Origin of the sequence: Pseudoramibacter faecis, assembly GCF_036289405.1 — a bacterium.
In the GTDB taxonomy this organism is placed as follows: domain Bacteria; phylum Bacillota; class Clostridia; order Eubacteriales; family Eubacteriaceae; genus Pseudoramibacter; species Pseudoramibacter faecis.
In genome coordinates, this window is record NZ_JAYFFI010000003.1 from 1 (window position 1) to 21,759 (window position 21,759).

Annotated in this window: 25 protein-coding genes and 5 tRNA genes; 2 read left to right on the forward strand and 28 right to left on the reverse strand. The window is 45.9% G+C overall.

Translation table 11 applies throughout. The features are described from left to right. Positions 1–28: 28 nt before the first annotated feature. The 11 genes from V3C63_RS03610 to V3C63_RS03660 form a co-directional block, all read right to left on the reverse strand. Positions 29–265 (reverse strand): hypothetical protein, encoded by a 237-nt coding sequence (locus V3C63_RS03610; RefSeq protein WP_329886465.1) that lies wholly within the window; start codon positions 263–265, stop codon positions 29–31. Between the two features lie 81 nt (positions 266–346). Continuing rightward, positions 347–1,039, reverse strand: coding sequence for a cyclase family protein (locus V3C63_RS03615; protein WP_329886466.1), 693 nt, complete (start codon positions 1,037–1,039; stop codon positions 347–349). 31 nt (positions 1,040–1,070) lie between these two features. Next, complete coding sequence (locus V3C63_RS03620; RefSeq protein ID WP_329886467.1) at positions 1,071–2,453, reverse strand: GntP family permease; 1,383 nt, start codon at positions 2,451–2,453, stop codon at positions 1,071–1,073. Between the two features lie 84 nt (positions 2,454–2,537). Further along, positions 2,538–3,959: a four-carbon acid sugar kinase family protein gene (locus V3C63_RS03625; RefSeq protein WP_329886468.1), complete on the reverse strand. Its 1,422-nt coding sequence runs from the start codon at positions 3,957–3,959 to the stop codon at positions 2,538–2,540. Between the two features lie 4 nt (positions 3,960–3,963). Then, the gene (locus V3C63_RS03630; RefSeq protein WP_329886469.1) at positions 3,964–4,857 is read right to left on the reverse strand and encodes an NAD(P)-binding domain-containing protein; all 894 of its coding nucleotides are present in this window, start codon (positions 4,855–4,857) and stop codon (positions 3,964–3,966) included. A gap of 254 nt (positions 4,858–5,111) precedes the next feature. Then, positions 5,112–5,837 carry a class I SAM-dependent methyltransferase gene (locus tag V3C63_RS03635; protein WP_329886470.1) on the reverse strand — a complete coding sequence of 242 codons (726 nt, stop codon included), beginning with the start codon at positions 5,835–5,837 and terminating at the stop codon, positions 5,112–5,114. Positions 5,838–5,950: 113 nt separating this feature from the next. Next, positions 5,951–6,862 carry an alpha/beta hydrolase gene (locus V3C63_RS03640; RefSeq protein WP_329886471.1) on the reverse strand — a complete coding sequence of 304 codons (912 nt, stop codon included), beginning with the start codon at positions 6,860–6,862 and terminating at the stop codon, positions 5,951–5,953. Between the two features lie 95 nt (positions 6,863–6,957). Further along, positions 6,958–7,209, reverse strand: coding sequence for a hypothetical protein (locus V3C63_RS03645; protein ID WP_329886472.1), 252 nt, complete (start codon positions 7,207–7,209; stop codon positions 6,958–6,960). A 24-nt stretch (positions 7,210–7,233) separates the two neighbouring features. Further along, on the reverse strand, positions 7,234–8,025 hold the full coding sequence (locus V3C63_RS03650; RefSeq protein WP_329886473.1) for a class I SAM-dependent methyltransferase: 792 nt from the start codon (positions 8,023–8,025) through the stop codon (positions 7,234–7,236). Between the two features lie 79 nt (positions 8,026–8,104). After that, the gene (locus V3C63_RS03655; protein WP_329886474.1) at positions 8,105–8,347 is read right to left on the reverse strand and encodes a hypothetical protein; all 243 of its coding nucleotides are present in this window, start codon (positions 8,345–8,347) and stop codon (positions 8,105–8,107) included. Between the two features lie 14 nt (positions 8,348–8,361). Further along, entirely contained in the window at positions 8,362–8,985 is a 624-nt protein-coding gene (locus V3C63_RS03660; protein WP_329886475.1) for a class I SAM-dependent DNA methyltransferase, read from the reverse strand. Between the two features lie 297 nt (positions 8,986–9,282). Here V3C63_RS03660 and V3C63_RS11715 point away from each other — a divergent pair, with 297 nt between their 5' ends. Further along, complete coding sequence (locus V3C63_RS11715; RefSeq protein WP_425355331.1) at positions 9,283–9,645, forward strand: IS110 family transposase; 363 nt, start codon at positions 9,283–9,285, stop codon at positions 9,643–9,645. A 59-nt stretch (positions 9,646–9,704) separates the two neighbouring features. Further along, positions 9,705–10,082, forward strand: a complete 378-nt coding sequence (locus V3C63_RS11720) for a transposase (protein ID WP_425355332.1) — start codon at positions 9,705–9,707, stop codon at positions 10,080–10,082. Between the two features lie 677 nt (positions 10,083–10,759). Here the strand turns inward: V3C63_RS11720 and V3C63_RS03670 are convergent. From V3C63_RS03670 to V3C63_RS03750, 17 genes are all read right to left on the reverse strand, one after another. Next, a complete protein-coding gene (locus V3C63_RS03670) occupies positions 10,760–11,083 on the reverse strand; it encodes a hypothetical protein (protein WP_329886476.1) in 324 nt (107 codons plus the stop codon). 169 nt (positions 11,084–11,252) lie between these two features. Beyond that, a complete protein-coding gene (locus V3C63_RS03675; RefSeq protein WP_329886477.1) occupies positions 11,253–11,699 on the reverse strand; it encodes a hypothetical protein in 447 nt (148 codons plus the stop codon). A gap of 18 nt (positions 11,700–11,717) precedes the next feature. Continuing rightward, on the reverse strand, positions 11,718–11,873 hold the full coding sequence (locus V3C63_RS03680; RefSeq protein WP_329886478.1) for an alpha/beta fold hydrolase family protein: 156 nt from the start codon (positions 11,871–11,873) through the stop codon (positions 11,718–11,720). Continuing rightward, positions 11,870–12,550, reverse strand: coding sequence for a DUF6796 family protein (locus V3C63_RS03685; protein WP_329886479.1), 681 nt, complete (start codon positions 12,548–12,550; stop codon positions 11,870–11,872). Before V3C63_RS03685 ends, V3C63_RS03680 begins: the two co-directional genes overlap by 4 nt. A gap of 246 nt (positions 12,551–12,796) precedes the next feature. After that, a complete protein-coding gene (locus V3C63_RS03690) occupies positions 12,797–13,291 on the reverse strand; it encodes a methyltransferase family protein (RefSeq protein WP_329886480.1) in 495 nt (164 codons plus the stop codon). A gap of 545 nt (positions 13,292–13,836) precedes the next feature. Beyond that, the gene (locus V3C63_RS03695; protein WP_329886481.1) at positions 13,837–14,034 is read right to left on the reverse strand and encodes an alpha/beta fold hydrolase family protein; all 198 of its coding nucleotides are present in this window, start codon (positions 14,032–14,034) and stop codon (positions 13,837–13,839) included. Between the two features lie 673 nt (positions 14,035–14,707). Then, positions 14,708–15,364 (reverse strand): NUDIX hydrolase, encoded by a 657-nt coding sequence (locus V3C63_RS03700; protein WP_329886482.1) that lies wholly within the window; start codon positions 15,362–15,364, stop codon positions 14,708–14,710. A 75-nt stretch (positions 15,365–15,439) separates the two neighbouring features. Next, positions 15,440–15,514, reverse strand: a tRNA-Gly gene (locus tag V3C63_RS03705). Positions 15,515–15,577: 63 nt separating this feature from the next. Next, positions 15,578–15,667: transfer RNA gene (locus V3C63_RS03710), tRNA-Leu, on the reverse strand. A gap of 64 nt (positions 15,668–15,731) precedes the next feature. After that, positions 15,732–16,370 (reverse strand): dephospho-CoA kinase, encoded by a 639-nt coding sequence (gene coaE, locus V3C63_RS03715; RefSeq protein ID WP_329886483.1) that lies wholly within the window; start codon positions 16,368–16,370, stop codon positions 15,732–15,734. Then, the gene (polA, locus tag V3C63_RS03720; protein ID WP_329886484.1) at positions 16,357–19,020 is read right to left on the reverse strand and encodes a DNA polymerase I; all 2,664 of its coding nucleotides are present in this window, start codon (positions 19,018–19,020) and stop codon (positions 16,357–16,359) included. Before polA ends, coaE begins: the two co-directional genes overlap by 14 nt. A 255-nt stretch (positions 19,021–19,275) precedes the next feature. Further along, a tRNA-Phe gene (locus V3C63_RS03725) sits at positions 19,276–19,351 on the reverse strand. 5 nt (positions 19,352–19,356) lie between these two features. Continuing rightward, positions 19,357–19,433, reverse strand: a tRNA-Ile gene (locus V3C63_RS03730). Positions 19,434–19,448: 15 nt separating this feature from the next. Beyond that, positions 19,449–19,525 (reverse strand) — tRNA-Pro (locus tag V3C63_RS03735). Positions 19,526–19,691: 166 nt separating this feature from the next. Beyond that, positions 19,692–20,234 (reverse strand): glutathione peroxidase, encoded by a 543-nt coding sequence (locus tag V3C63_RS03740; RefSeq protein ID WP_329886485.1) that lies wholly within the window; start codon positions 20,232–20,234, stop codon positions 19,692–19,694. Between the two features lie 49 nt (positions 20,235–20,283). Beyond that, positions 20,284–21,204, reverse strand: a complete 921-nt coding sequence (gene trxB, locus V3C63_RS03745; protein WP_329886486.1) for a thioredoxin-disulfide reductase — start codon at positions 21,202–21,204, stop codon at positions 20,284–20,286. Between the two features lie 167 nt (positions 21,205–21,371). After that, positions 21,372–21,758 carry a YraN family protein gene (locus tag V3C63_RS03750; RefSeq protein WP_329886487.1) on the reverse strand — a complete coding sequence of 129 codons (387 nt, stop codon included), beginning with the start codon at positions 21,756–21,758 and terminating at the stop codon, positions 21,372–21,374. Between the last annotated feature and the right edge of the window lies 1 nt (position 21,759).

The following is a 21,759-nucleotide window of genomic DNA, read 5'->3' on the forward strand; positions in this document are numbered from 1 at the left end:
ATAAGCAGATCTGGACATTCCCATCGCTTTAATTAGAAGCCCCGGCGAGTACCTTTGAAACAAGCTCGTATTTTTCTTCTGCGGTCCAAACTTTGTCTTGATTTTTGTGTTTTAAAACATTGGGACCATTAGCATCTTCCAGTCTTGCCCACTTGCGGACAGTATTATGAAAGTTCTCTGTCTTGATGTTATCCGGGGTGGCCGGCCATTTCCCCTGACGATATACTTCTACACATTTCCCCTTGAATTCATAACTGTATCGCATAAAAACACCCTCCTTACTGCTGCATTTTCATCTCCGGTAAAGAGGGTGCATATCATTTTTTAGTCGGGATTTTTGTTTGCCCTACGCTTCAATATCTGCGATGCACACCACCTGACTGGAATCCAAACCTTTAATGCGCAGCGGTGCATTGGTGAAAAACTTAATTCTAGCACCTTTGGGGATATCGGACAAATGCATGTCTTCAATCCCGGTGCAGAATTTACCGCTGTAATATCCCAGCAAATGACGATGGCAATCCGGCGGCAACTCCCCTTCCGGGCACTTGTCTGATGCCGATCCGATGGCAAGGAAATCCATCCCTATGGTTTTAAGATTTGGGAAGGTTTCCGTCAAATAGTCGCCGGCTGACGGTGCAATAAAAGCGCCTTCATTCTGGTAAATATTTTGATCGGTGTCACGGTATTGTTCCAGGCCGGTCCGAATCAATGCGCAGGATACCGTCGACAAAATATCGGCAAAGGGTTCGAGATCCTCTTTATAGATGCCTTCTGCAGGTTCTTTGGGGATTTCAAGCAGCGCCACTTTGGTATGTGTAAAATATTCGATGGGCAGTTCGTTAATGGACAGCCCGTCTTTCACAAAGTGACGCGGCGCATCCATGTGCGTGCCAAAGTGATTCGGCAGCTCCGAAACAAAACTGCAGAACGGGCAATCGTCCGAAACGTCTGTGCACTGTGTGGTCTTTACCACCGGTTCTCCTGGCCATGCGTAACCATCGGGATCCAAAATGTGTGATAAGAATCGAAATGCCATAATTTTTCCTCCTGATTTATAATAAATTCATTTAAAACAATCCAGGCAGAACACCTTGAAACAAACTTATAATGATCACGCAGATAATCGCAGTGACCGATGCGATTGTTCCACCAGCCGTATAAATTTTTATCGTATCCTTTACACTAAACCGGCCAAATCGGTTAATCACCCAAAAACCCGAATCGTTTGGCAAAGATAAACCTATACCGCCAGCACAAATTGCAATGGCAACCAAAACAGGCGACACGTTTGGCATGCCAGAAATAACAGAAGCAAAAATTGCCGACGTTGTTACCAGTGCCACTGTCGTCGAACCTTGTGCTGCCCGAAGCACCAAACTGACGGCATAAGCCATCAACAAGATAACAATGGTCGACCCGCTTACCGCTCCCATCATGCCATTTGTCAAACCTTTGCCAATGCCTGAATTGGTAATAATCTGTCCGAATGCACCGCCAGCACCGGTTATTGCTAAAATAGAACCCGCCTGTGTCGTTGCCTTTGTTACCAAATCGTCAAAACTTTCTTTCAGATATTTTCTTAGGCAGAAAAGAGAAACCAAAACACCGATCAAAAGTGCAATATTTTTGTTGCCGACGAAAGCAAAAAGTGTGTAAACAACACTCTTCTCTGGAAAAACCATTGTAATAATGGTTCCCGCCAAAATAATCAGAATCGGTAAAATAATCAGAAAAATTCCCAGTTGTCCTGAAGGCTGCTCGTCGCGGCTGTTTTCCAGCACAACGCTGTCTGTTGATTCGTCTTCAAAAGTCTGAGCAAAGTCATCTCTAAACTCTGGACGCCGTCCGAGCATCTTTCCATAGGCGATGCCCCCGACAAGCGTAGCCGGAATGGAAACAATAATTGAATATAAGAGAAAGAATCCAATATTCAATCCCATCGTTCCAGCAACTGCAACCGGCCCCGGTGTCGGAACGACCATCGCATGGGTCGTGATTAATCCCACGGCAAGGGCACAAACCAATGTCGCGAAAGGAATTTTCCCTTTTCTCGAAATAGATTTTACCAAGTTAACCAGAATGATAAATGCAGCATCGAAAAAGACCGGAATGGAAACAATATATCCTGTCATATTGATGGCTAATGCGGCGCGTTTTGTTCCCGTTTTCTTCAACAAAAGTGCCGCGATCTGCTCTGCACATCCCGTCACATGAAGAATTTCACCAAGAATAACGCCCAAAATAATGAGAATCCCGATGGACTCCATCGTACTGCCAAAGCCAGCCGACAAACCCTCGGCAATTTTCCCGGGGGCCATGCCGGATAATCCTCCCATGATGATGCCACCAAAAAGCAATGCCAAAAATGGATGCAAACCAAACTTAATAATAGTTATTAAAACGAAAATCAAAGCGACCAAAAAAGCTACAATCAACACACTTAAATTCATCTCTCCGCCTATGCTTTCTGTATGGTTCTCCCATATCCTAAAACCCAAGCTTATCCACTGCCTCCCATATAAGCAGATAGCCCTTTACGCCATCAATTTTTCTGTCGCATCCCGAAGGGTTTCAATCCCCCCGACATTCCCCGGAAAAATCACATAAGGGGTCAGAGGGAATTTGCTTTCATCCCCGGTTTGCCAGACGGGAATTCCCGGCTCAATCTGCCCCAGCACATTCGCGCGCTGAACGGCCAGTGCTTTAGTGCCCACATCCGAGGAAGTGATCCCTCCCTTGGCGATAACGAAACTGGGAGCCACCGACAACCGGCCAACCAGGGACTGCACAGCATCTGAAATTTTAACAGCCAACCGCAAATCGTCTTCTTTATCGCCGGTATCCGCGGTGATCAGTTTTCGTGTGGTGAAAACGCAGGCCGTTCTTCCCGATTGAATGATGGCTTCTTCCGCAGCGAGGCAACGATCCGTTTCTTTGGCAAAGGCTACATCGTCTTTAACCAGTGTTGCATCCAGTTCGACAAAATCGATGGCTGGATTCTCTCTGAGATATTCAACCTGCTTGGTCGTTTTTTCCGTGTGGGACCCAACGATAATCACGCCGCCATTTGTCGTTTCCTGAACGACCATATCCTTGCGGGTGAGCAACGGCTGATCGCTGACGCCCCCCATCACCTTCACCAGTGCCGCGGCCGAGCGAAACATGAAATTTTTCCCCTTGGCCATCGCCCGATAAAGCGCTACACAGAAGACCTTCACATCGCAATAATCGATCGCATTCAGTACAATTTTATTAAAGTCCGATACCTGCATCAACTGAGCTTCGATCGCGTCATAACGGCAAGCTCTTAAATCATCGAGTGAAATACTGATGACGTCTGCCGCTTTAAAAGCCCCCCGCGTCTTTTCTTCGATATATTCTTTAATATCACTTTTGGTATAGCCAAAGGTTTTATCCTTGGCAAATTCCGTTTCCGCGGCAGGAATCAACTGATTGCCATCCTGCACATAATGCACATCGCCAATGGTGAAGCGGCCGCCTTCCTTGAAGAACGGGCACATGACTTCGCCGTCGATCGTTCGACCCGTATTCGTTTCGTAGGCCTTTTTGAGCAAAATCGTTTCCAGTGGATAATGGCCTCTGAGCGTTGAGTCGGACCGTGAAACATACAGATAATCCTTACCTGTTTCTTTTGCCACCGCATCGACTGTCACCGCGATTTCTTCGTGCGCCGCCGTGGTTTGTTCTGCCGTAAAACCGCGGGAATTTGTCAGAATATAAAATAAGTTATTGCTCTCTGCAAAGGCCTGTTCAACGGCGGGTTTCGTCCAATTCGTGTAAACCGAGATATCGTGAACGGTTTGAACGCCCGTAGGATCGTCGTCCAGGACGACAATTTTTTTCTGATTTTTAGCAATTTCAGCCTGAAGCAACGCATCAACTGTGGTTTCGTCGACGGTTGGAAATGTCTTTAAAATTTTTGCGTCTAATGCCATGGTTTCAATCCGTCACTTTCTTAACTTCAACATCGGCCAATTTTTCAAAATACTGGACGATGCCGCCATGATCGTCATCCATATGGCCGTGTACTTTCAGCGTCTGTAAAATTTCGTACAGCTGCGCCGAATACGGCACCGGCACATCCAAAGCGTGCGCCGTGTTCACCACGTTTTTAATATCTTTGTGGTTAATCGAGATCTTGCCTCCCGGATTGAAATTGCGATCGACAATCATCGGGATTTTGGCGTCTAGAACGGCAGAGCCAGCCAACCCGCCGCGAATCGCTTCATAAACCTTTACCGGATCGGCGCCGGCTTTCGTGCCCAGCACAAACGCTTCAGAAACCACCGCAATGGTGTTGTTCACGATGCACTGATTGACGAGCTTGGTCACAGACCCTGAGCCAACTTCCCCGATTAAAATTGCGGAATTTCCCATAATGTCAAAATATGGCTTCATCGCGTCAAATGTCGTCTGAGAACCGCCGCACATAATGGCTAACGATCCGGCAATGGCTCCCGGTTCTCCACCGGATACCGGCGCATCCATAAAGCTAACCCCAAAAGGATTCAAACCCTCTACGCAAGCTTTTGATTCGACCGGCGTGACCGAACTCATATCGCAAACAACCGCGCCCTTTTGCAGTGCTTTAGCCAGCCCCTCTTTGCCGAACAATACAGATTTTGAAATGTCACCGTTCGGTAAAATCATAATGATCACATCACAGGCTTTTCCAATTTCTTCGTAGGTTCCCGAAACGGCACCGGCACCAACAACTTCCGCAACTGCAGCCCCGTTTATATCGTTGACCATCAGATCCACACCGGCCTTTAACAGATTAAACGCCATGGGTTTTCCCATGATCCCCAAACCGATAAACCCAACTTTTGCCATTTTTGTCCTCCCCTATTTTTTAAAGTATTTTAGAGATAGATTACATCTGATAGCATCATTATATAGTATACCGGTATATCGGTCAAGTGTTTTTAAAATATTGTCATCATATCGTTGCCAATACTTTCAGAAAATTTATCAAGGTCATAAGGCAAGTTTCTTTAGATAATTTAATCAATAAAAAACAGTGACTCTTTCTTGATTTGCTGTATTATAACTTTCGTTTAATTGTTTTAATTAAAAAAGTGCCAAAATCATTTTATTTTCTTTTGAAATACAGCCACTCCAAAAAATGGACAAAGCTCAATTGTCTTTACTAATTTTAATGCTGTATGTTCTGCCCAACTTTCAACTTCTTTGATAGAGTAGAACCAGTTATCTTTTGGACTGTTTTCCCGCATATCATTCACTGTATATACTTCACTGTCTACAAGATAAGGTTCAATATCCTTTATATATATTTCATCTGGAGTCGTTTCTTTGAGAAGATACCTATAAACCTTATCAAACCGTTCAGGATCATCTTCCGGATCAAATAAAATCATGGTATCACACAAAAAGAAATATCCATCTTGTGCAAGCACTTCTGAAATGTTTTTCAAAGCTTTTTCTTTGTCATCCCATGGCACCTGATGAAATGCCAGCATACTGATAATTTTATTAACCCTATCTTTATAGTTTAAATTCTCAAAACTTCCTTGAATATATTTTATATTCTTTCCTCCGCTACGATTTGCGGCTTCTTTTAAATTATCAGAATTTGGTTCAATCCCAATTACCTCACCTGAAAAATTACTACATACTTTTAAAAAGTTCCCCCAACCACAGCCAAGATCTATTACTTTATCCGTTTTCTGTAATTTGGCTAATTCAAGTATAAGATTAACTAAATCTGGTTTGCTTTCATAAGTTTGTCTGCCATCAGGACTAACTAATTTATGAATATATTTATTTAATATTGCCGTCCAATTGGCTTTCACATTCTCATCTCCTTATTCAATATTTTTTCTAATTTTTAATAATATATCATTTTGCTAAAACTTTTATTTTTAATTTGATCTCTTCTCATTTCCTCTTTTATACTGCTATATGCTTATTTCAGTGCCGCAAAATACTCGCGCCGAACAGTCTTCGCCTCCGGCACAAATTCCATTGCTCCCCAACAATGCATCATGCCCCTGCCAACATGTGCCTTAAGTGGCACGCCGTACTCCTTGCAAACTGCTTTCATGTCCGGCAGATAAGCGATCATAACCTCCCTTGTTCCATAAAAAACGTCAATTGATGGAAATCCGGTAAGATCACATAGAATAGGACTCAGCAAATATGCTTCGTCGCCTGTTGCCAGCACATGCGCTATGCGCTCAAAAAAGCGCGGTGGAATCATCACGTCCATCTTTTCTCGTTTTTTCATCTCTGCTTTTTGTGATTCACTCGGCGGCACTTGAAGGCCCGGAGATTGCAGCACCAACTTTCCCGGAAGCGGCACATTCATTTGCTCGTGCTTTATATAAACACATAACGCCATCGCCTGACCACCGCCGGAGGACGTCCCGAAAAAGCGAATATCTGCCGCTTTATATCGTTCAAGCATTGCCTGATACACGCGTAGTGTGGATTGTACTGTCTCTGCAAGCCGATGCTCCGGCGCCATCGGGTACAGGGGAAACCACACTTCCGCATCACAGTTCTGTGCAATCTGTCCGCAGAGAATGATATCGCCGGGATCAGGCGGCAGAATGTAACCGCCTCCGAATAGATACAAAACACCTTTCTTCGGAGAAGATCTTTTGACCCGCACTGCATAACAGGTTGTCCCTCCAATATCCTTCGTCTCTATATGAAAATCCGACATTTTTTCGTAAGGAATTTTCAATGGTTTTTTCTGTTTTACCCTGTATCGTTCCAGCAGTTCATCAAATGCTGTTCCCTGTCTGTCTAATCTCTTTTTTATGCCGGTCAGCCGAATCAGACCGCTGAGCATCTTGTACCGTATGCTTGGCATTTTATCGTTGTCTCTCCTCTTTTTCTTTCATCCATAAGCAACTTCCATCTATTGCACTGCATTTTTATCGTCCACAAAAGCAAACCGACCAGCATTTACGTATTTCCCTCGTTGATCCCTCCAGCGCCACCGCACGGATTAAAAGCGGTTCCAGACAGATTCAGACTCTCCGCCGCCACCAAACCGAGTAGCAAAGCTCCCAAATACCGCTTGGGATACTCTTGACAAAATTGCCAACAAAAAAATTTCTCGGTGGATTTTCCTATCCGGTTTCTTTTCGTCTCGAAGTCATAATCCAGTCGAAAACAAATACGCCCCGTCGCCGGAGCAAAAACAGCTAATGACATATTTCACAAAAGAGCCTCCTTCGCTTATTTCTTTCCAACCAACAGCGCCGAACCGGAAAGTCCCAGCCATCGCGACTCCGTTTTGCCAATGAACATTCCGTTAGTCGTATCGATCAGCTCCGCTTTTTCGTACCCCATATCCTTCAGTTTGCCGATAAAGGACTGCATATCTCCGTATCTCGCTTTTGAAAAAAGATCGTGGATGGCAAAAGTGCCGCCCCTTTTTAAAGTCCGGAGCGTCTCCAGCAAAATAGCCTGTCTGTCGTTGCTTGGGATATTGTGGTAAACATAATTGCTGGTGACCGCATCAAAAGTCTCATCTTCAAAATCCAGCTTCAGCGCATTTCCCTGGGCAAAGGATACATTCCTCACACTTTCGGCTGCTGCATTGCTCTCACACAGCGCCTTGCTGAAGGACGCATATTCTCTGCCCCAGCGATCTATACCGATCATTTTCGCCTTTGGATTGCGTTTTGCGCATGCAATCGTCAATGCCCCGCTCCCACAGCCTATATCCAGCCCTATGCCACCTTCCGGGATATCGACATATTTCGACGAACCTTCCACAATCGTTTTGGCGAGTCTGCGTTTCCCATTGTAGTCAAAGACTCTGTGCAGAACAAACATCCAAGCAGAAAAAAACAGCAGAACAACTGTTCCAATCCCAAGGACAAACGCACAAATAATCCTTGCCGTTCCATGCAAAAACAGCTCCGTCACGCCAAACAACATAAAAAGTAAAAATGCAGCTACAGTTCCAGCGATCAGAACTTTTAACATTGATTTCGGAACCCAATTTTTGTAATCTGGTTTCATTTCTGTTACCTCCTTTGCGTTTCTCTGATCAAATCATACATATGGAATCCTTCCCCGCCATTTCTCACTCTGTCCAGCTTCATCCCAAGATGCTCGTACCGCAGTCTCTTGTCTTTATCGTCTGTGTCCAAAATGACAGATACTTCTTTTTTGGTAGCAATATCATAATTGCATGGATATAGGTGAACATATTCTCTCTGGTTGAAATATATTTGATCAGCCCCTGATCCTCCTTATTGTATTTATAATCATAAAATGCATCTGCTATCTGATGCGAGATATTTGCCACCTCGGTTTTTGACAAGCCTTCCATCTTTTTCATAGGTATCTCTTTTTTCATTTTCTTGCCAACACCGTAATCCACGGCTTTGTCGGATGATGATCACTCGTTGTCTCGGAAAACCCTGCCGTCTTTAATGCGGCTTCAATTTCACTCGGTGTGTAGCACTTCATGCCTTCAATGATGCGCTCAAACTTTTTGCTTACGGCATCAATTCCGTCCGACTCATTGCAAATCATAAAATACCCGCCCGGTTTTAAAATGTTAATAACTTGGGAAAAACAATTTTCGAGTCCCGGCCAGAAATATATTGTCTCAAAAGCCGTAGCAAGCTCAAAAGATGCCATAGGGAGGCTAAGCTCGGAAACATCACCCTGCTGCACCGCGCATCTGCCCGCAGAAATTTCCGCATTATTGTATTTCTTCGCTTTTTCAACAGACAACGGCGAATGATCAACCGCAAGCACATGAGCCTCCAAATATTTTTTCAGAAGTTCGCCTGCATTTCTTCCTGCGCCGCAGCCAAGATCAACCACATTTTGGGGCTGTATCTTGGGCAAATGTTCCATACCCCAGTCTGCCAGCTTTGCATGGCCGGGATTCATGCCGGACAGCATCATTTCCCCAAGTTTTCCCTCAGGTTTTCTTGTCTGGTTAAAAAATTTTTTCATCAGTCCCATAATCAAATTTCTCCTCCTAAATATAAAAGTGTAGTGGTCATATATCCCAACAGCCAGTTGGGATATGATCCTCTCATTGCTAAAGCTGTTAGAATGTAGTGGCATTGGTTCGGACGGATTCCTCCTTAGACTTTACATCCGTCGGAAAGCCTGTCTGCCATCCACTTATTCGCAGCTGTTCGGTTTACGCAGGTTGAACCGCATCCCGTGTGTTCGCTTGATACCCCCCAGGAGATTGAATAAGCGGTGAAGGAATGTTTGGCCCACTGCATTATTTATCTTCGGAGGTGTTTTTCTATGTTGAACGCTGTTGGCATTGATATTTCAAAAGGCAAGAGCACGGTTGCAGTCCTACGACCCGCAGGTGAAATCGTGCATAAGCCTTTTCATGTCCGTCACTCTGTCAGAGAACTTTCTGAACTTGTCTCTTATGTCAGAAGCCTGGATGGTGAAACACGGGTCGTCATGGAGACAACCGGCCATTATAAGGTCAAGTCTGATCCGGCCGATGCCAAGAAAATCGCTCAGTATGCGCTTGACAAGTGGCCGTTTCCGCGTCAGCATTCAGCGATGGATAATACACGAGCGCAAATGAGCTGTTCAGCAGTCCCATACGCTCTGATGGCTGTGAGAAATGGATCGATTACGTCGGCATGTTGACTGTGTCCGCCCCTCTGTCGCCAAGGATCCGGTTTACAAGCAGCTGATCCTAAACTGTCATGGCCATGTATGGTGTGAACAAAACCGATGGACCTCAGCTTATGGCTGAGATCGGGGACATCTCCCGTTTTGATCACAGGTCTGCCATTACTGCTTATGCCGGCGTTGATCCGGGTGTGAACCAGTCCGGTAAAGTGGATTATGACAGTAACAAAGCCTCCAAGCACGGTGCTCCGCGGCTACGAAAAACGCTCTTTCAGATCATGTCAACCTTATTGCGGCTTGCATCTTCCGATGACCCGGTTTACAACTTCATGATGAAAAAGAAATCCAAAGGGAAGCTCTTATCTGGTTTATATGACAGCCGGAGCCAACAAGTTTCTGCGAATCTATTACGACAAAGTCAAAGGGTGTATCGCCGCTCAAAGCTCTGCTGAATCAATCTCTTTTATAGTCCTCTCTTTTCTTTGACCAGCATTAACATGGTGGTCTTATTTTTATCCCTTCATTTCTGCCTCCTGATTTTTTAAAATAATGCTTGACTTTTTATTAGTAGGCTTTTCAGCGTTTTGGCATCTTATACGAATAAAATCTCCGCGAACTTCAGGAAACCCATTTTTAGCATGGTCTTAGTAAAAAGTGGAAAAATCTCATTAACACCGCAACCTAAATTTACAACTGTCGCACTTGGATGCCCTTTCAAGTGCGCCCTTTCCCGTTCGCACATAAACTGTCTTCTCGTCGTCCAGACCGTAATCGTGGCTTCTGCATACTTCAGCTAGCTGAAATCAAAATCGATATTCTTGATAACCTACTCTGCACCGCTGTCTTTAAAGATATCCGGATGCCCTTTGAGCAAATGGCTCTGCCGGCATAACCGGCGTTTCCATCAGCGTATTCCTTTCAATTTTGACCATCGTTTCGTCTCCGTTTCTGTGTGGCTTCCATTCTAAAAGAGCAGGGTATATGCGGCTGATAGCAGGGCAACTGCCGGACACACAGCAATCTGTATAATATGTGATTGACGGTTAAACCCGAACTGCTGCGGCCTTACATATTCTTTTGTTTCCGGGTAAAAATGCGGAAAAAATTGCTGTGACAAAGGAGAAACAGGTCAAAAAACAAGATATTGAAAGCTTTTAGAAGCCGCGGCATTCAAAAACCTCTGAAAGAATTGCCAAAAGGTAAACCCCTTTATAATGCCGTTCCAGCTGCCAAAGGTAAACGCGCCAACCATAATCATTAAAGACAGCGCCATCAGCAGCCAGCCAAGCGCATGGGCGCCGGGGAAACGTTCTTCTCTTTCCTTTATCACCGCCTGTATTTCCTTTGGTGCAGACGTAAAGAAGCATTTGTCCTGTATAAACGCCACTGCGGACAGCAACAGCAAAAACAGACCCGCCATCGCAACAAAGGATAAAATAACGGTTGTAATCACTTTTTTCCGCCTCCTCACCGCTCCAACAGACGTATCCACCTTCTCTGTCGGTGTGTATAAAAAGCATTTACCCACAGCCAAACGAATACCGTCTCCAGCCTGTGCCTATTTCCATCCCGTGCTTTCAAACACCTTAGATGCTGTCCCCGGGAAATTGCTTTTCACATAGTCAATGTCCCATTTCCGCTCTTTTTTTCTCCGCCTTCGAATACCAGTATTCGATCCGTTCACAACTCGTTTGAATTTTCTTCGGCATATCATAGTTGTTGCAGGATTCGAAAGTCCGCCAGATAGTCTTAGCACTCATAAACCTCAGAACCTTGGCTATATACTTCATATCATCCTCTGAATATTTGTCCGTAGCAAACGCCATCTCCAGCAATCTGACGCCGCCGAGCTTACCCGTGTAAACCATCAGGAAATCGCGCATCGCGATAAACCTTGTTGCGATCCATGGGAGCTGGTACGGTGTGATTCCCCCGCTCATGACTGCGCTATGCGCTTTGACCCGGTTGTCTGCCAAAATCGGACCACAATCACCCCCCATGAAACAGCCGTAAATGCAGGATATGGTCTTGTAACCATGCTCGATAAGCCATTTTGCGAGCTCCTCCACGCAGGTAAAATCTCCGGGTTATTCTTCGTCATATCCCGGAAGCGCAGGAATGACCTGATGGAAATCCTCCTCCATAAGCGGTACGACATACGAGAAGGAATCCCACATGACTGCCGACGGATGAAGGAACACGATAACCCGCCCGTTGTCCTGTTCGTATTCATGAATGGTCATATTCGCTCCTCTTTTTCTACAAGTCTCACGGCGCAAACCAGATAGAGCAGCAGCCATCCCAAAGACTCAAAACCGGCGTCCAACCCCTCTGTGATAACGTTGATCAGCTGGCCGAATATGGCTATAACAACGGGATTGCAGACCCATGCGAGCTTCCTGACCGGAAGCATTCCCCTAACGACCATACCAATCCAGCCGACGGTCAGAAAACCGTCACAGATAATATATCCTATAATCAAAGGAAGCGCTATGCTTTTGGCAACGCGTACTGCCATCGCCGCGGACGCCGCCATATCCCCCGTGGCGGCCATACCCGCGTTGAATACCATAGGCAGCATGCCCAAGCCGATATGTATAAAGGCAAAATACAAGATGCCTCCCCAATTTGCAATCCTGAAAAGCCGATACAGCTTTGACGCTCCCGTATGATATTTGGTCTCCATCACATGCAAAAGTTCAACGGCGGCAGCGGCATAGAACGCCGTTCCCACAAACCCGAGGAAAGAAGAACATGCGTACCGCCAATCCGAAGCAACCCGCCATTCCATGCCATATAAGGCGTTCGGGGCAGAGGATGTTCCGATCGTCCCGAACCCGAGCAGATAATCGCCGATGATAAACAATATGAATCCCGGAACTGCAAGCAAAATTCTTTGTCTCGATGTCAAATTTTTCATCTCTCGCCTCACTTCGGATCTTTTACTTCGTCCGGAACGATCCAATCATCACGCATCGTCGCCGATTGCCAGCGTATACCCCCTACGGAGCACGATAGGGCGGGCGACAAGTGTCAAATAATCGTTTTCACGCATAATAGAAATAGGCTCCATGAAACTTCTTGTGTACTTTTCCATTGGATATTGTGTGAGCAGAGACATGAAAAATTGATGTGTACCTTCTCCTTTGTGCAGCATCATTTCAGCCTACTTATTTTTCCTTGGCGGCCGCGGCCAACATCGGTTAACCCGCTCGCAGTACGCCTCGTATTCCTGCCCATACAAGCGCTTCAGCCACTTTTCCTCCGTATGCTTCATCAACACGGTCATAAAGAGCCAGTAAACAAAAGGCAAGATGAAAAACCAGGCATTGCCGACCAACAGCAGTACGCCTGTACACAGGATCATGAAAGCCGCATAGATCGGATGGCGAACCCACGCGTATATTCCCGTTGTTGCCAAATAATTTTTCTTGATATGATCATCAACCTTTGATACAACAACGGCCTGTATCCACATAAAGACACCGAACGCCATCAGGCATATGCCCAAAATCGCGAGCGGTATATGTATCTTTTCCAACTCGCCGGAAGAAAAAACCGCCAGCTTTCTCGTCAGTACAGCGGCGAGCGTCAGTAACGTTATGCTGCAAACGTATATCGGCCCCACGCCAAGCATCGGCAAATGCGCCCGTTTTTTCATGGCTTATGTCCTCCTGATAAATGCTTCGATCTGTTCCGCATACGCCTGCAGATGAGCCGTCATGTATCCGCAATGAAGATGGCCCTTGCGAATTGTCAGTTCCGCTTTCGGCATATAGATGGGGATGGTTTTCTTTGAATAGCTCAAATCAAGGTCTTTTTCACCAAAATCAAAATGCAGCTTTTTTTTGCTCGCTGTCCGTCAGCTTCCGCAAATCATAATGACAACAGGCATAACAAATCACATTAATATCCTCCGGTGTGACCCGTTTAAAGTTTTTCGTCATCATCCTTGCAAAGTCGTATCCATACATCTTCACAAGGCGCTCCAATGCTTCGGCGTGTGTCTTATCTTCCGGTCCCTGAATATGTTTCTCATGAACCATTCAGCAAGCCCGGCACGCCTGCTGAGCATAACGCCGTCAAACTATGCATGCGCCACTTCGAAATCAGCGTCAAGAAAAAGTCTGTATGCCACAGTGCCGCCGAGTGAAGCCCCATACAGCAGAGAGATTTGTCTGAATCCCCGTTTCAGAAGAAAGCATTTCAGTTCGCTATATTCCTCATCCGCGCCGATATATATGCTCCGGCTCTTCCGTGTCCTCCCTGATCCGGCGCAATAATATGATACTGCCCTTTAAAGTGCGGACTCATCAGCTTGTATAAATCCTCTCCTGATATCAGCATAGACACAAGGAGAATAACCGACGGATTTTCTTTATCACCATATTCATGGATATACATATACAGGGCTCCTCTTTATTAGCTGTATCTAACTAATATTTCGAAAAAAATATGCCATTTTCAAGGCGCTTTCCGGAACTCGCTGTCTTCCGTATTATCGTATTATCTTCCTGCCAAGCAGTGTTATCCAAAATTTATTATATGAAACAGCTTCGCGGCACCGCTCTCTTCTCGCCGGTTAGTTATTTCTAACAGAATAGCACGTTGTTTCCCAAATTTCAAGAAATTATCGCAAGATTTGCAATATAGATTGTTGTCAAACTTTTCAATTCTGCTTGATGCTGTTGTCACTTTCTCCGCCGCTACCATCAAAATCAGCAGCGAATGCTGTCGCCAGATTCCGTGAACTAAACGCAAAAATGACGCCAAAGCACCCTCAAACTCTAAAAGCTCCTGCTTTCAAGTTATCTAACCCTTTTGATAACCGCATTTTCTTGTATTCATCTTGGCATTACATTTCGAACCGCAAAGGTTCAAAAATCCGTTTCTTTTTACATCATTTTCTAAAAACTTTTTCCAATTGATGACTGAATTGCCTTCACCTTTGAATATCATCATCTCTGCTTAAACTGCTTAGTCGTTCATAAAGAGCTGTTTAACCTGTTCTAAGGTTCATTTCCACACAGATTATTTCTCCTGTTTTATTAGGTTAATCCCCTTCGGAACAACACTTCTATACCATATTTTTCGATTTCAAAAATTGAACGAAAGAATAAGTCATTTGCGCTGTGACCCCCCAAATCACCGCTTCTTCCGTTTGATAAAATAAAATATCCCGATATCTTTTTTTAAATTGATAATCCCTTCCGCCGGGAAGCAAGTCGTAAGGAAAATCCGAATCGGTTACTGTCACCATTGTGGCCTTATGTTTGAGCGGCTCGTGTTTTAAAAACCATTTAATCGGAATTGAGAATAAATGATCGACTTCATCTTTGGAAAATGTCCCTTCAAAATCGTGAAGCATCCCGACAAAGGGCCAAATAGGTGCCCCGGACGGCCCGTTTTCCCCATCCATTGGCGCCAATATTTCAACCTGATCCTGTTTGATCAGCAATTCTTCCATTGTTTCCCGAACGGCTGCTGCCTCCGGTTTTTCTCCTGCTTCAATTTTCCCGCCGGGAAAACTCACTTCCCCGGGCTGTGCCGTCAATGCGTCAGAGCGGACTTCATACAGAATTTCGACACCTCGGTCTGTTTCAATTAAAGGGATCACCACGGCGGCTGTTCCGTGCTGAATGCGCGACAGATATCCCGGCGTCCGGTGACGCCATTTATCTTTTATTGTTTGAAGCCATTGATTGGCATTGATAAACGATTGTTCTTCCTTCATCTGATTACCCTGCTTTATTTTTTAATTTCCAGACAATAAAAAAACCGTTCGAAGAACGAACGGTATGTTGGCAAATGGAGCGGAAGACGAGATTTGAACTCGCGACCCTCGCCTTGGCAAGGCGATGCTCTACCACTGAGCCACTTCCGCAACAATGTGTTAATTATACTCGACGTCGAGGGGGTGTCAAGTGCTTAACACCATTCTTCAAAATGGTGCGAGGAAAGGGATTCGAACCCTCACCGCCGTATAAGAGCGACAGGTCCCTCAAACCTGCGTGTCTGCCTATTCCACCATCCTCGCAAGACCATTTAAATCAGAACAACATATATTATAAATAAACAATGAATAAATTACAAGTATTTTTTCATTTTTTTTCGTGCTTTTTTAACGTCGCCATCCAATGATCAACACAGCGATACAGATCCGAAGTTTCTCCGCTGTTATCGAACACCACATCCGCCCGGGCCATCATTTCAGCGTCGCTCATTTGAAGCGCGATCATCCGATTCGCCAATTCCTCGTCGATGCCGTCTCGTTTGCAGATACGCGCAACGCGAACAGCCGTATCGCAAATAACCACCGCCACCACATCCACATATGGCTCCTGATACGTTTGAAAGAACATCGGGCAATCGTAAATAATCAGCGGTGCCTTCATCTGCCGAAGTTCCTCAAATCGTTCCAAAATCGCCTGCTGAATGATCGGATACTCAATGATCTCCAATTTTTTTTTGGCATGCGCATCTTCGGCTATTAAAGCTCGCATTTTCCCCCGATCCAGTTCGCCGCGCACCGTCAAAAAATCAGCGCCAAAGGCCTCGGCAATAGCGGTTAATGCCCTGCCGCCGGGTGCCGTCACCGCGTGAGCAATCGCGTCGGCGTCGACGACCGGACAGCCATGGGTATCGTGTAAATAGCGGGAGACCGTGCTCTTGCCGGATCCGATGCCGCCCGTCAAACCAATAATGATCGGCGTATTTTTTTGTTGCTTATTTAAGTTCATACCAGGACTTTCCAATGCGCGCATCAACCACCAACGGTACCGACAGCGACACCGCGTTTTCCATTTCCTCCGTCAGTAGGCGCAAAATTTTTTCGGACTCAGCCTCCGGCGCTTCAATAATTAATTCGTCGTGAATTTGCAGCAACAAGTGCGAACGGAAACTTTCTTTCGCCAGACGATAATACACCTTAACCATCGCGATCTTCATAATATCGGCAGCGCTCCCCTGAATGGGCGTGTTTAAGGCCATACGTTCGCCGCTTTGCACGATCATGTGATTGCGGGATTGAATTTCCGGAATATACCGCCGTCTGCCGTAAATCGTTGTAACATACCCCCTCGTCTTGGCTTCTTCTCGAATCGCTTTCATATAGGCATAAACCTTCGGATAACGCGAAAAATACATATCGATATAATCCTGTGCCTGATTGCGGCCAATCCCCAGTTCCTTCCCCAGACTGAAGGCCTGCTTGCCGTAAATCAGCCCGAAATTAATGGCTTTGGCATGGCTTCGCTGCTCTCTGGTCACCTCTTCAAGGGGCACCTGAAAAATTTCTGATGCGGTCCGTGCGTGAATGTCCTGATTTCTGGCAAAAGCTTCTAGCAAATTTTCATCTTGTGTCAAGTGGGCAAGCACCCGCAATTCGATCTGTGAATAGTCGGCGTCCACCAAAACGCGCGCTGACGATGAAGGCACAAAAACGCGGCGAATCTCCCGCCCCAAATCGGTACGCACCGGAATATTTTGCAAATTCGGGTCCGAGGATGAGATGCGCCCGGTCGCCGTGACCGTCTGGTTGAAATGAGAATAAATCTTTTCTGTCTCAGGGTCTACCAATTTGATCAGCCCGCGGCCATAGGTCGAATCCAATTTCGTCACCGTGCGATATTCTAAAATATCGTCGACAATCGTATTATACGGCCGCAATTGCTCCAGCACTTCCACCGAGGTGGAATATCCCGTTTTAGTTTTTTTGATTGGCGGCAGACCCATCTCTTCAAACAAAATCATTCCCAGCTGCTTGGTCGAATTGATGTTAAAACGCTGCCCAGCCTCTTCATAAATTTGTCGGGTCAGGGTTTCGATGCGCGCTTCAAAATGCGCCGAAAGATTTTTCAGCTGTTCCTGATCGATTTTAAAGCCAATACTCTCCATCGATGCCAAGACTGGAATCAATGGCAACTCAATCTTTTGATAGAGCGCCGTCATCTCCATTTCCTCCAGCTGATGGGCCAATTCCGCGTGAAGTCCATGGATCGCCGCACATTCCCCCACGATATACGCCGCGCGTTCCGGTGCTGCGATCTCAGCCAACGCCCTGCGCGTGCGTCCCTTGCCCAATAATTCTTCTTCCCCGACGATGGTTTGGTCCAGATATTTAGCCGACAGCGATTTCAAATCATAACGATTGTCTGCCGGTTCAAGCAGATAGGCCGCCACATAAGTGTCAAAATCCATTTTAACCAACTGTGCGCCTTGTGCTTCAAAAACGTGTGCGAGTGCTTTCAGGTCGTGTCCCACGATTCCCAGGGTATCGGCGTTGGGCAAATCGTTCAAAGCGCCAAGCAACTCTTCAACCAATGCCGTTTCTGGCACGTAATAGTAGCGCTCCTTTAATTCAAAGGCAGCCCAAAGCGCTTTATCCTCTTGAATAATGTGTAGCACCAATTGATCTTCCTCGGCAATTTGCGTCAGTAAAAAATAAAGATCCTTAGAACTGCCCACGGTTGAGTACGCAACGGATGCTGCATCACCTGCCGGCAGCGCCATCGACGCGGATAGTTTTCTTAATATCGATGTAAATTCAAGTTCCTTGAGTGTTTCAACCACCTGCTCGTTGAAGAGATCCCGCATCTGCATATCCGATTCGTCGATCTCGATGGGCACCTTCACATCGATTTCACCCAAAAACAAACTTAAATAGGCCGCATCTTTACCCGCTGCAACCTTTTCTTTCTGCTTGCCTTTCAATTCATCAATATGTTCATACAGCCCGCCCACGGTATGGTACTGCTTGACAAATTTAATAGCTGTTTTCTCACCGATCCCCTTAATGCCGGGAATATTGTCCGACGCATCCCCCATCAGGGCTTTTACCTGAATGAGTTCAATCGGTTCGATGCCGTATTTTTCGTGAATATAAGCCGGATTCACCTCGACAAACTGGTTGCCGCTTCGCGTGGTGGTATATAAAATATGAACCTGATCCTCCACCAACTGAAAGGAATCCCGATCCCCGGTAATAATTTTTGCCGTAACCCCTTTCCCGGCAAATTTTTTTGCCAGCGTCCCGATGATATCATCCGCTTCATAACCCGCCAGCATCACCACCGACACCTGCATTTGCTTCAATATCTCTTTAATCAGATCGAGCTGAGTCACAAGCTCTTCCGGCATTTTATCCCGCCCCGCCTTATAGGCATCATAGCGTTGATGGCGAAAAGTCGGTTGTGCCATATCGAAGGCCACTGCCAGATAATCGGGTTGCATCTCATTTTGAATTTGCTGAAGGAGTTTAACAAAGCCAAAGATCCCATTGGTTGGCACCCCTTTCGAGCTAGTCATGGTGCGAACGCCATAAAACATTCGAAATAAAATACTGTTTCCGTCAATTAATATTGCTTTTTTCGTTTGGTTTGCCATTTTCATTATTCTTTCTCTTATCCCTGCTTATTTGAACCTTTCATCGAGGCGTCGTCATTTTTGTTTGAATGTACAAATTATAACACAAGTACGGTCTTTCCTCACATGACAATTCAAAACCAGGCCTTTCGCCGCTAACCGCCGATCCCACCAATATTTTTAGCCACCATCAAGCTGGACAAGGTTTTCCCATATATTAATGCACAATAAAAAAGAACCGACACCGCTTGATGTCCGTCCTTTCAATAGGTATTCATTCCGTGGTGCCCAAAGGCGGAATCGAACCACCGACACGGGGATTTTCAGTCCCCTGCTCTACCGACTGAGCTATCTGGGCAAGGATGGTGGGCCCTCAGGGACTCGAACCCTGGACCTGCCGGTTATGAGCCGGATGCTCTAACCAACTGAGCTAAAGGCCCTCCCTGAGTATAAAATGGTCGAGGTGAGAGGATTTGAACCTCCGGCCCCCTGGTCCCAAACCAGGTGCGCTACCAAACTGCGCCACACCTCGAAACTTGACCGTATTATAATAGCACAGCCCTTTTAAGCCGTCAAGTTTTTCTCTTGATCCCCAATTTCATCCACATACATTACCTCTGACCTTGCAAACTTTATTGATATGCAAGCAAAAAGCCTCACAAAGTGAGGCTTTATAAATGTTTATGCAATTCGTCGCCCTAAATCAAAGCGGCAACGGCTTCTTCAACGTCAGCCATTTTTTGGGTTGGTTCAAAACGAGCAACCACTTTCCCGTTTCGGTTGACTAAAAATTTGGTGAAATTCCATTTGATATCTGGAGTATTTTTGTAGTTTTTGTCGATCTTTTTGAGCATCGCACTCATGGCCAATGCTTTCGGCCCTTTGCCGAAACCTTCAAAGCCTTTCTGGCGCTTAAGGAAGGTGTAAAGCGGCAATTCGTTCCCGCCGTTCACATCCGATTTTTTCATCTGCGGAAACTGGGTATTGTAATGCAGTTGGCAAAATTCGTGAATTTCTTCATCAGATTCCGGTGTCTGGCCGGCGAACTGATTGCACGGAATGTCGATGACTTCCAGCCCTTGGTCGTGGAACTTTTCGTAAATGGCTTCAATATCCTTGTATTGCGGGGTAAAGCCGCAGCCCGTCGCGGTGTTTACCACCAGCACCACCTTGCCTTCATAGTCCTTCATCGATACTTCATTGCCCTGGCCGTCTACTAATTTATAATCATAAATGCTCATTGTTGTTTTCCTTTCTTTCTATGAACAACAATTAATTTATCTCTTTGATTTACCATTCTCCGGTCGTTAAATACCGATCGATGGAAGATACCACCGATGCGCCGTCGCCGACTGCCGTCGCAACCTGACGCACCTGTTTGGTTCTGGCATCGCCTGCCACAAAAAACCCTGGTGTATTCGTCTTGCCGTCTTCGCCGGCGATGATGTATCCCCTGTCGTCCATAGCACAAATGCCTTTAAAGAGCTCTGTGTTCGGCACAATCCCGACGGCCACAAAAACGCCGTCCACCGGGAGCACCTTGTCTGCCCCGGTCTTTTTGTTGTGGACTTTTACGCCGCTTGTTTTGCCGTCATTGCCCACAACTTCTGTCGCAACCGAATCCCAGACCATTTCGACATTGTCCATCGCGAAAAGCTGCTCTTGCAGGGACTTGATCGCCCGCAGTTCATCTCGCCGATGCACCACATACACCTTGCGAGAGCCTCTTGCCAAAAAGATAGCATCTTCCACGGCAACATTACCGCCGCCGATTACCGCAACATCTTTGCCCCGATAAAAAGCGCCGTCGCAAGTCGCACAATAAGAGACACCCTTGCCGCCATAAGTATCTTCACCGGGAATCCCCAATTTGCTGTGCCCCGCGCCAGAGGTAAAGAGCACCGTTTTCGCTTCATAAACCTCTTTATCCGTGTGGACACGCTTGATATTGCCCAGATCTTCCACACGTTTCACTTCTGCGTTGACGAAACCAACACCCAATTTATCTGCGTGCTCACGCATCTTCTGGGCCAGATCGAAGCCGTTAATATCCGGCAGCCCCGGATAGTTATCGACTTCATAAGTATCGATAATCTGACCGCCGCTCATATAGTTGCGTTCAATCACGATCGTATCCATTTTTGCGCGTTCAGCATAGATACCAGCTGTCAATCCAGCCGGTCCTGAACCGATAATAATTAAGTCTTTCATATTGCCCTCCCGATCATTTCTTAATTTCAATTATATTTTACGCAATTAAAAAGCGTTTGTCAATCCTTTTTCTACTTTTTATTTATCTTTAAGCATGATGGTGCCACTCCGAAGCAACCACAAAAAAAAGAAACCTCGAAAGGTTTCTTTAACGCAATCTGCATTGTTCAATAATCACGATCTGCCTGAAAAGCATTTTCGATGTGATGGATTGCCACCCGGCCTTTATCTCTCTGCCAAACCTCAATCACATCAAAACGCAAAGCGCGGTCATTAACGACGCTTTCCTGCAAATAATAAAGTGCCGTTTGAATGATGTGACGCTGTTTTGCCTTCCCCACAGCCTGGCTCGGCAGGCCGTGGTCGGTATTTTCCCGATATTTCACTTCAGTAAAGACCAACGTCTCGTCATCTTCAGAAATAATATCGACCTCGCCAAACGACGTTGAATAATTGCGCGCCACAATATGATGATGTTTTTTCTTAGCCAGATAGTCCGCCGCCATTTGTTCCGCCCGATTGCCTTTTTGCTTGTTTTGCCCCTTATCCTTCAAA

Bases quoted from the DNA above. Each gene is read 5' to 3' on its own strand.
- V3C63_RS03610 (WP_329886465.1), bottom strand. From the start codon at position 265: ATGCGATACAGTTATGAATTCAAGGGGAAATGTGTAGAAGTATATCGT.
- V3C63_RS03615 (WP_329886466.1), bottom strand. From the start codon at position 1,039: ATGGCATTTCGATTCTTATCACACATTTTGGATCCCGATGGTTACGCA.
- V3C63_RS03620 (WP_329886467.1), bottom strand. From the start codon at position 2,453: ATGAATTTAAGTGTGTTGATTGTAGCTTTTTTGGTCGCTTTGATTTTC.
- V3C63_RS03625 (WP_329886468.1), bottom strand. From the start codon at position 3,959: ATGGCATTAGACGCAAAAATTTTAAAGACATTTCCAACCGTCGACGAA.
- V3C63_RS03630 (WP_329886469.1), bottom strand. From the start codon at position 4,857: ATGGCAAAAGTTGGGTTTATCGGTTTGGGGATCATGGGAAAACCCATG.
- V3C63_RS03640 (WP_329886471.1), bottom strand. From the start codon at position 6,862: ATGCCAAGCATACGGTACAAGATGCTCAGCGGTCTGATTCGGCTGACC.
- V3C63_RS03645 (WP_329886472.1), bottom strand. From the start codon at position 7,209: ATGTCATTAGCTGTTTTTGCTCCGGCGACGGGGCGTATTTGTTTTCGA.
- V3C63_RS03650 (WP_329886473.1), bottom strand. From the start codon at position 8,025: ATGAAACCAGATTACAAAAATTGGGTTCCGAAATCAATGTTAAAAGTT.
- V3C63_RS03655 (WP_329886474.1), bottom strand. From the start codon at position 8,347: ATGAAAAAGATGGAAGGCTTGTCAAAAACCGAGGTGGCAAATATCTCG.
- V3C63_RS03660 (WP_329886475.1), bottom strand. From the start codon at position 8,985: ATGGGACTGATGAAAAAATTTTTTAACCAGACAAGAAAACCTGAGGGA.
- V3C63_RS11715 (WP_425355331.1), top strand. From the start codon at position 9,283: ATGTTGAACGCTGTTGGCATTGATATTTCAAAAGGCAAGAGCACGGTT.
- V3C63_RS11720 (WP_425355332.1), top strand. From the start codon at position 9,705: ATGGCCATGTATGGTGTGAACAAAACCGATGGACCTCAGCTTATGGCT.
- V3C63_RS03680 (WP_329886478.1), bottom strand. From the start codon at position 11,873: ATGACCATTCATGAATACGAACAGGACAACGGGCGGGTTATCGTGTTC.
- V3C63_RS03685 (WP_329886479.1), bottom strand. From the start codon at position 12,550: ATGAAAAATTTGACATCGAGACAAAGAATTTTGCTTGCAGTTCCGGGA.
- V3C63_RS03690 (WP_329886480.1), bottom strand. From the start codon at position 13,291: ATGAAAAAACGGGCGCATTTGCCGATGCTTGGCGTGGGGCCGATATAC.
- V3C63_RS03695 (WP_329886481.1), bottom strand. From the start codon at position 14,034: ATGTATATCCATGAATATGGTGATAAAGAAAATCCGTCGGTTATTCTC.
- V3C63_RS03700 (WP_329886482.1), bottom strand. From the start codon at position 15,364: ATGAAGGAAGAACAATCGTTTATCAATGCCAATCAATGGCTTCAAACA.
- coaE (WP_329886483.1), bottom strand. From the start codon at position 16,370: ATGAACTTAAATAAGCAACAAAAAAATACGCCGATCATTATTGGTTTG.
- polA (WP_329886484.1), bottom strand. From the start codon at position 19,020: ATGAAAATGGCAAACCAAACGAAAAAAGCAATATTAATTGACGGAAAC.
- V3C63_RS03740 (WP_329886485.1), bottom strand. From the start codon at position 20,234: ATGAGCATTTATGATTATAAATTAGTAGACGGCCAGGGCAATGAAGTA.
- trxB (WP_329886486.1), bottom strand. From the start codon at position 21,204: ATGAAAGACTTAATTATTATCGGTTCAGGACCGGCTGGATTGACAGCT.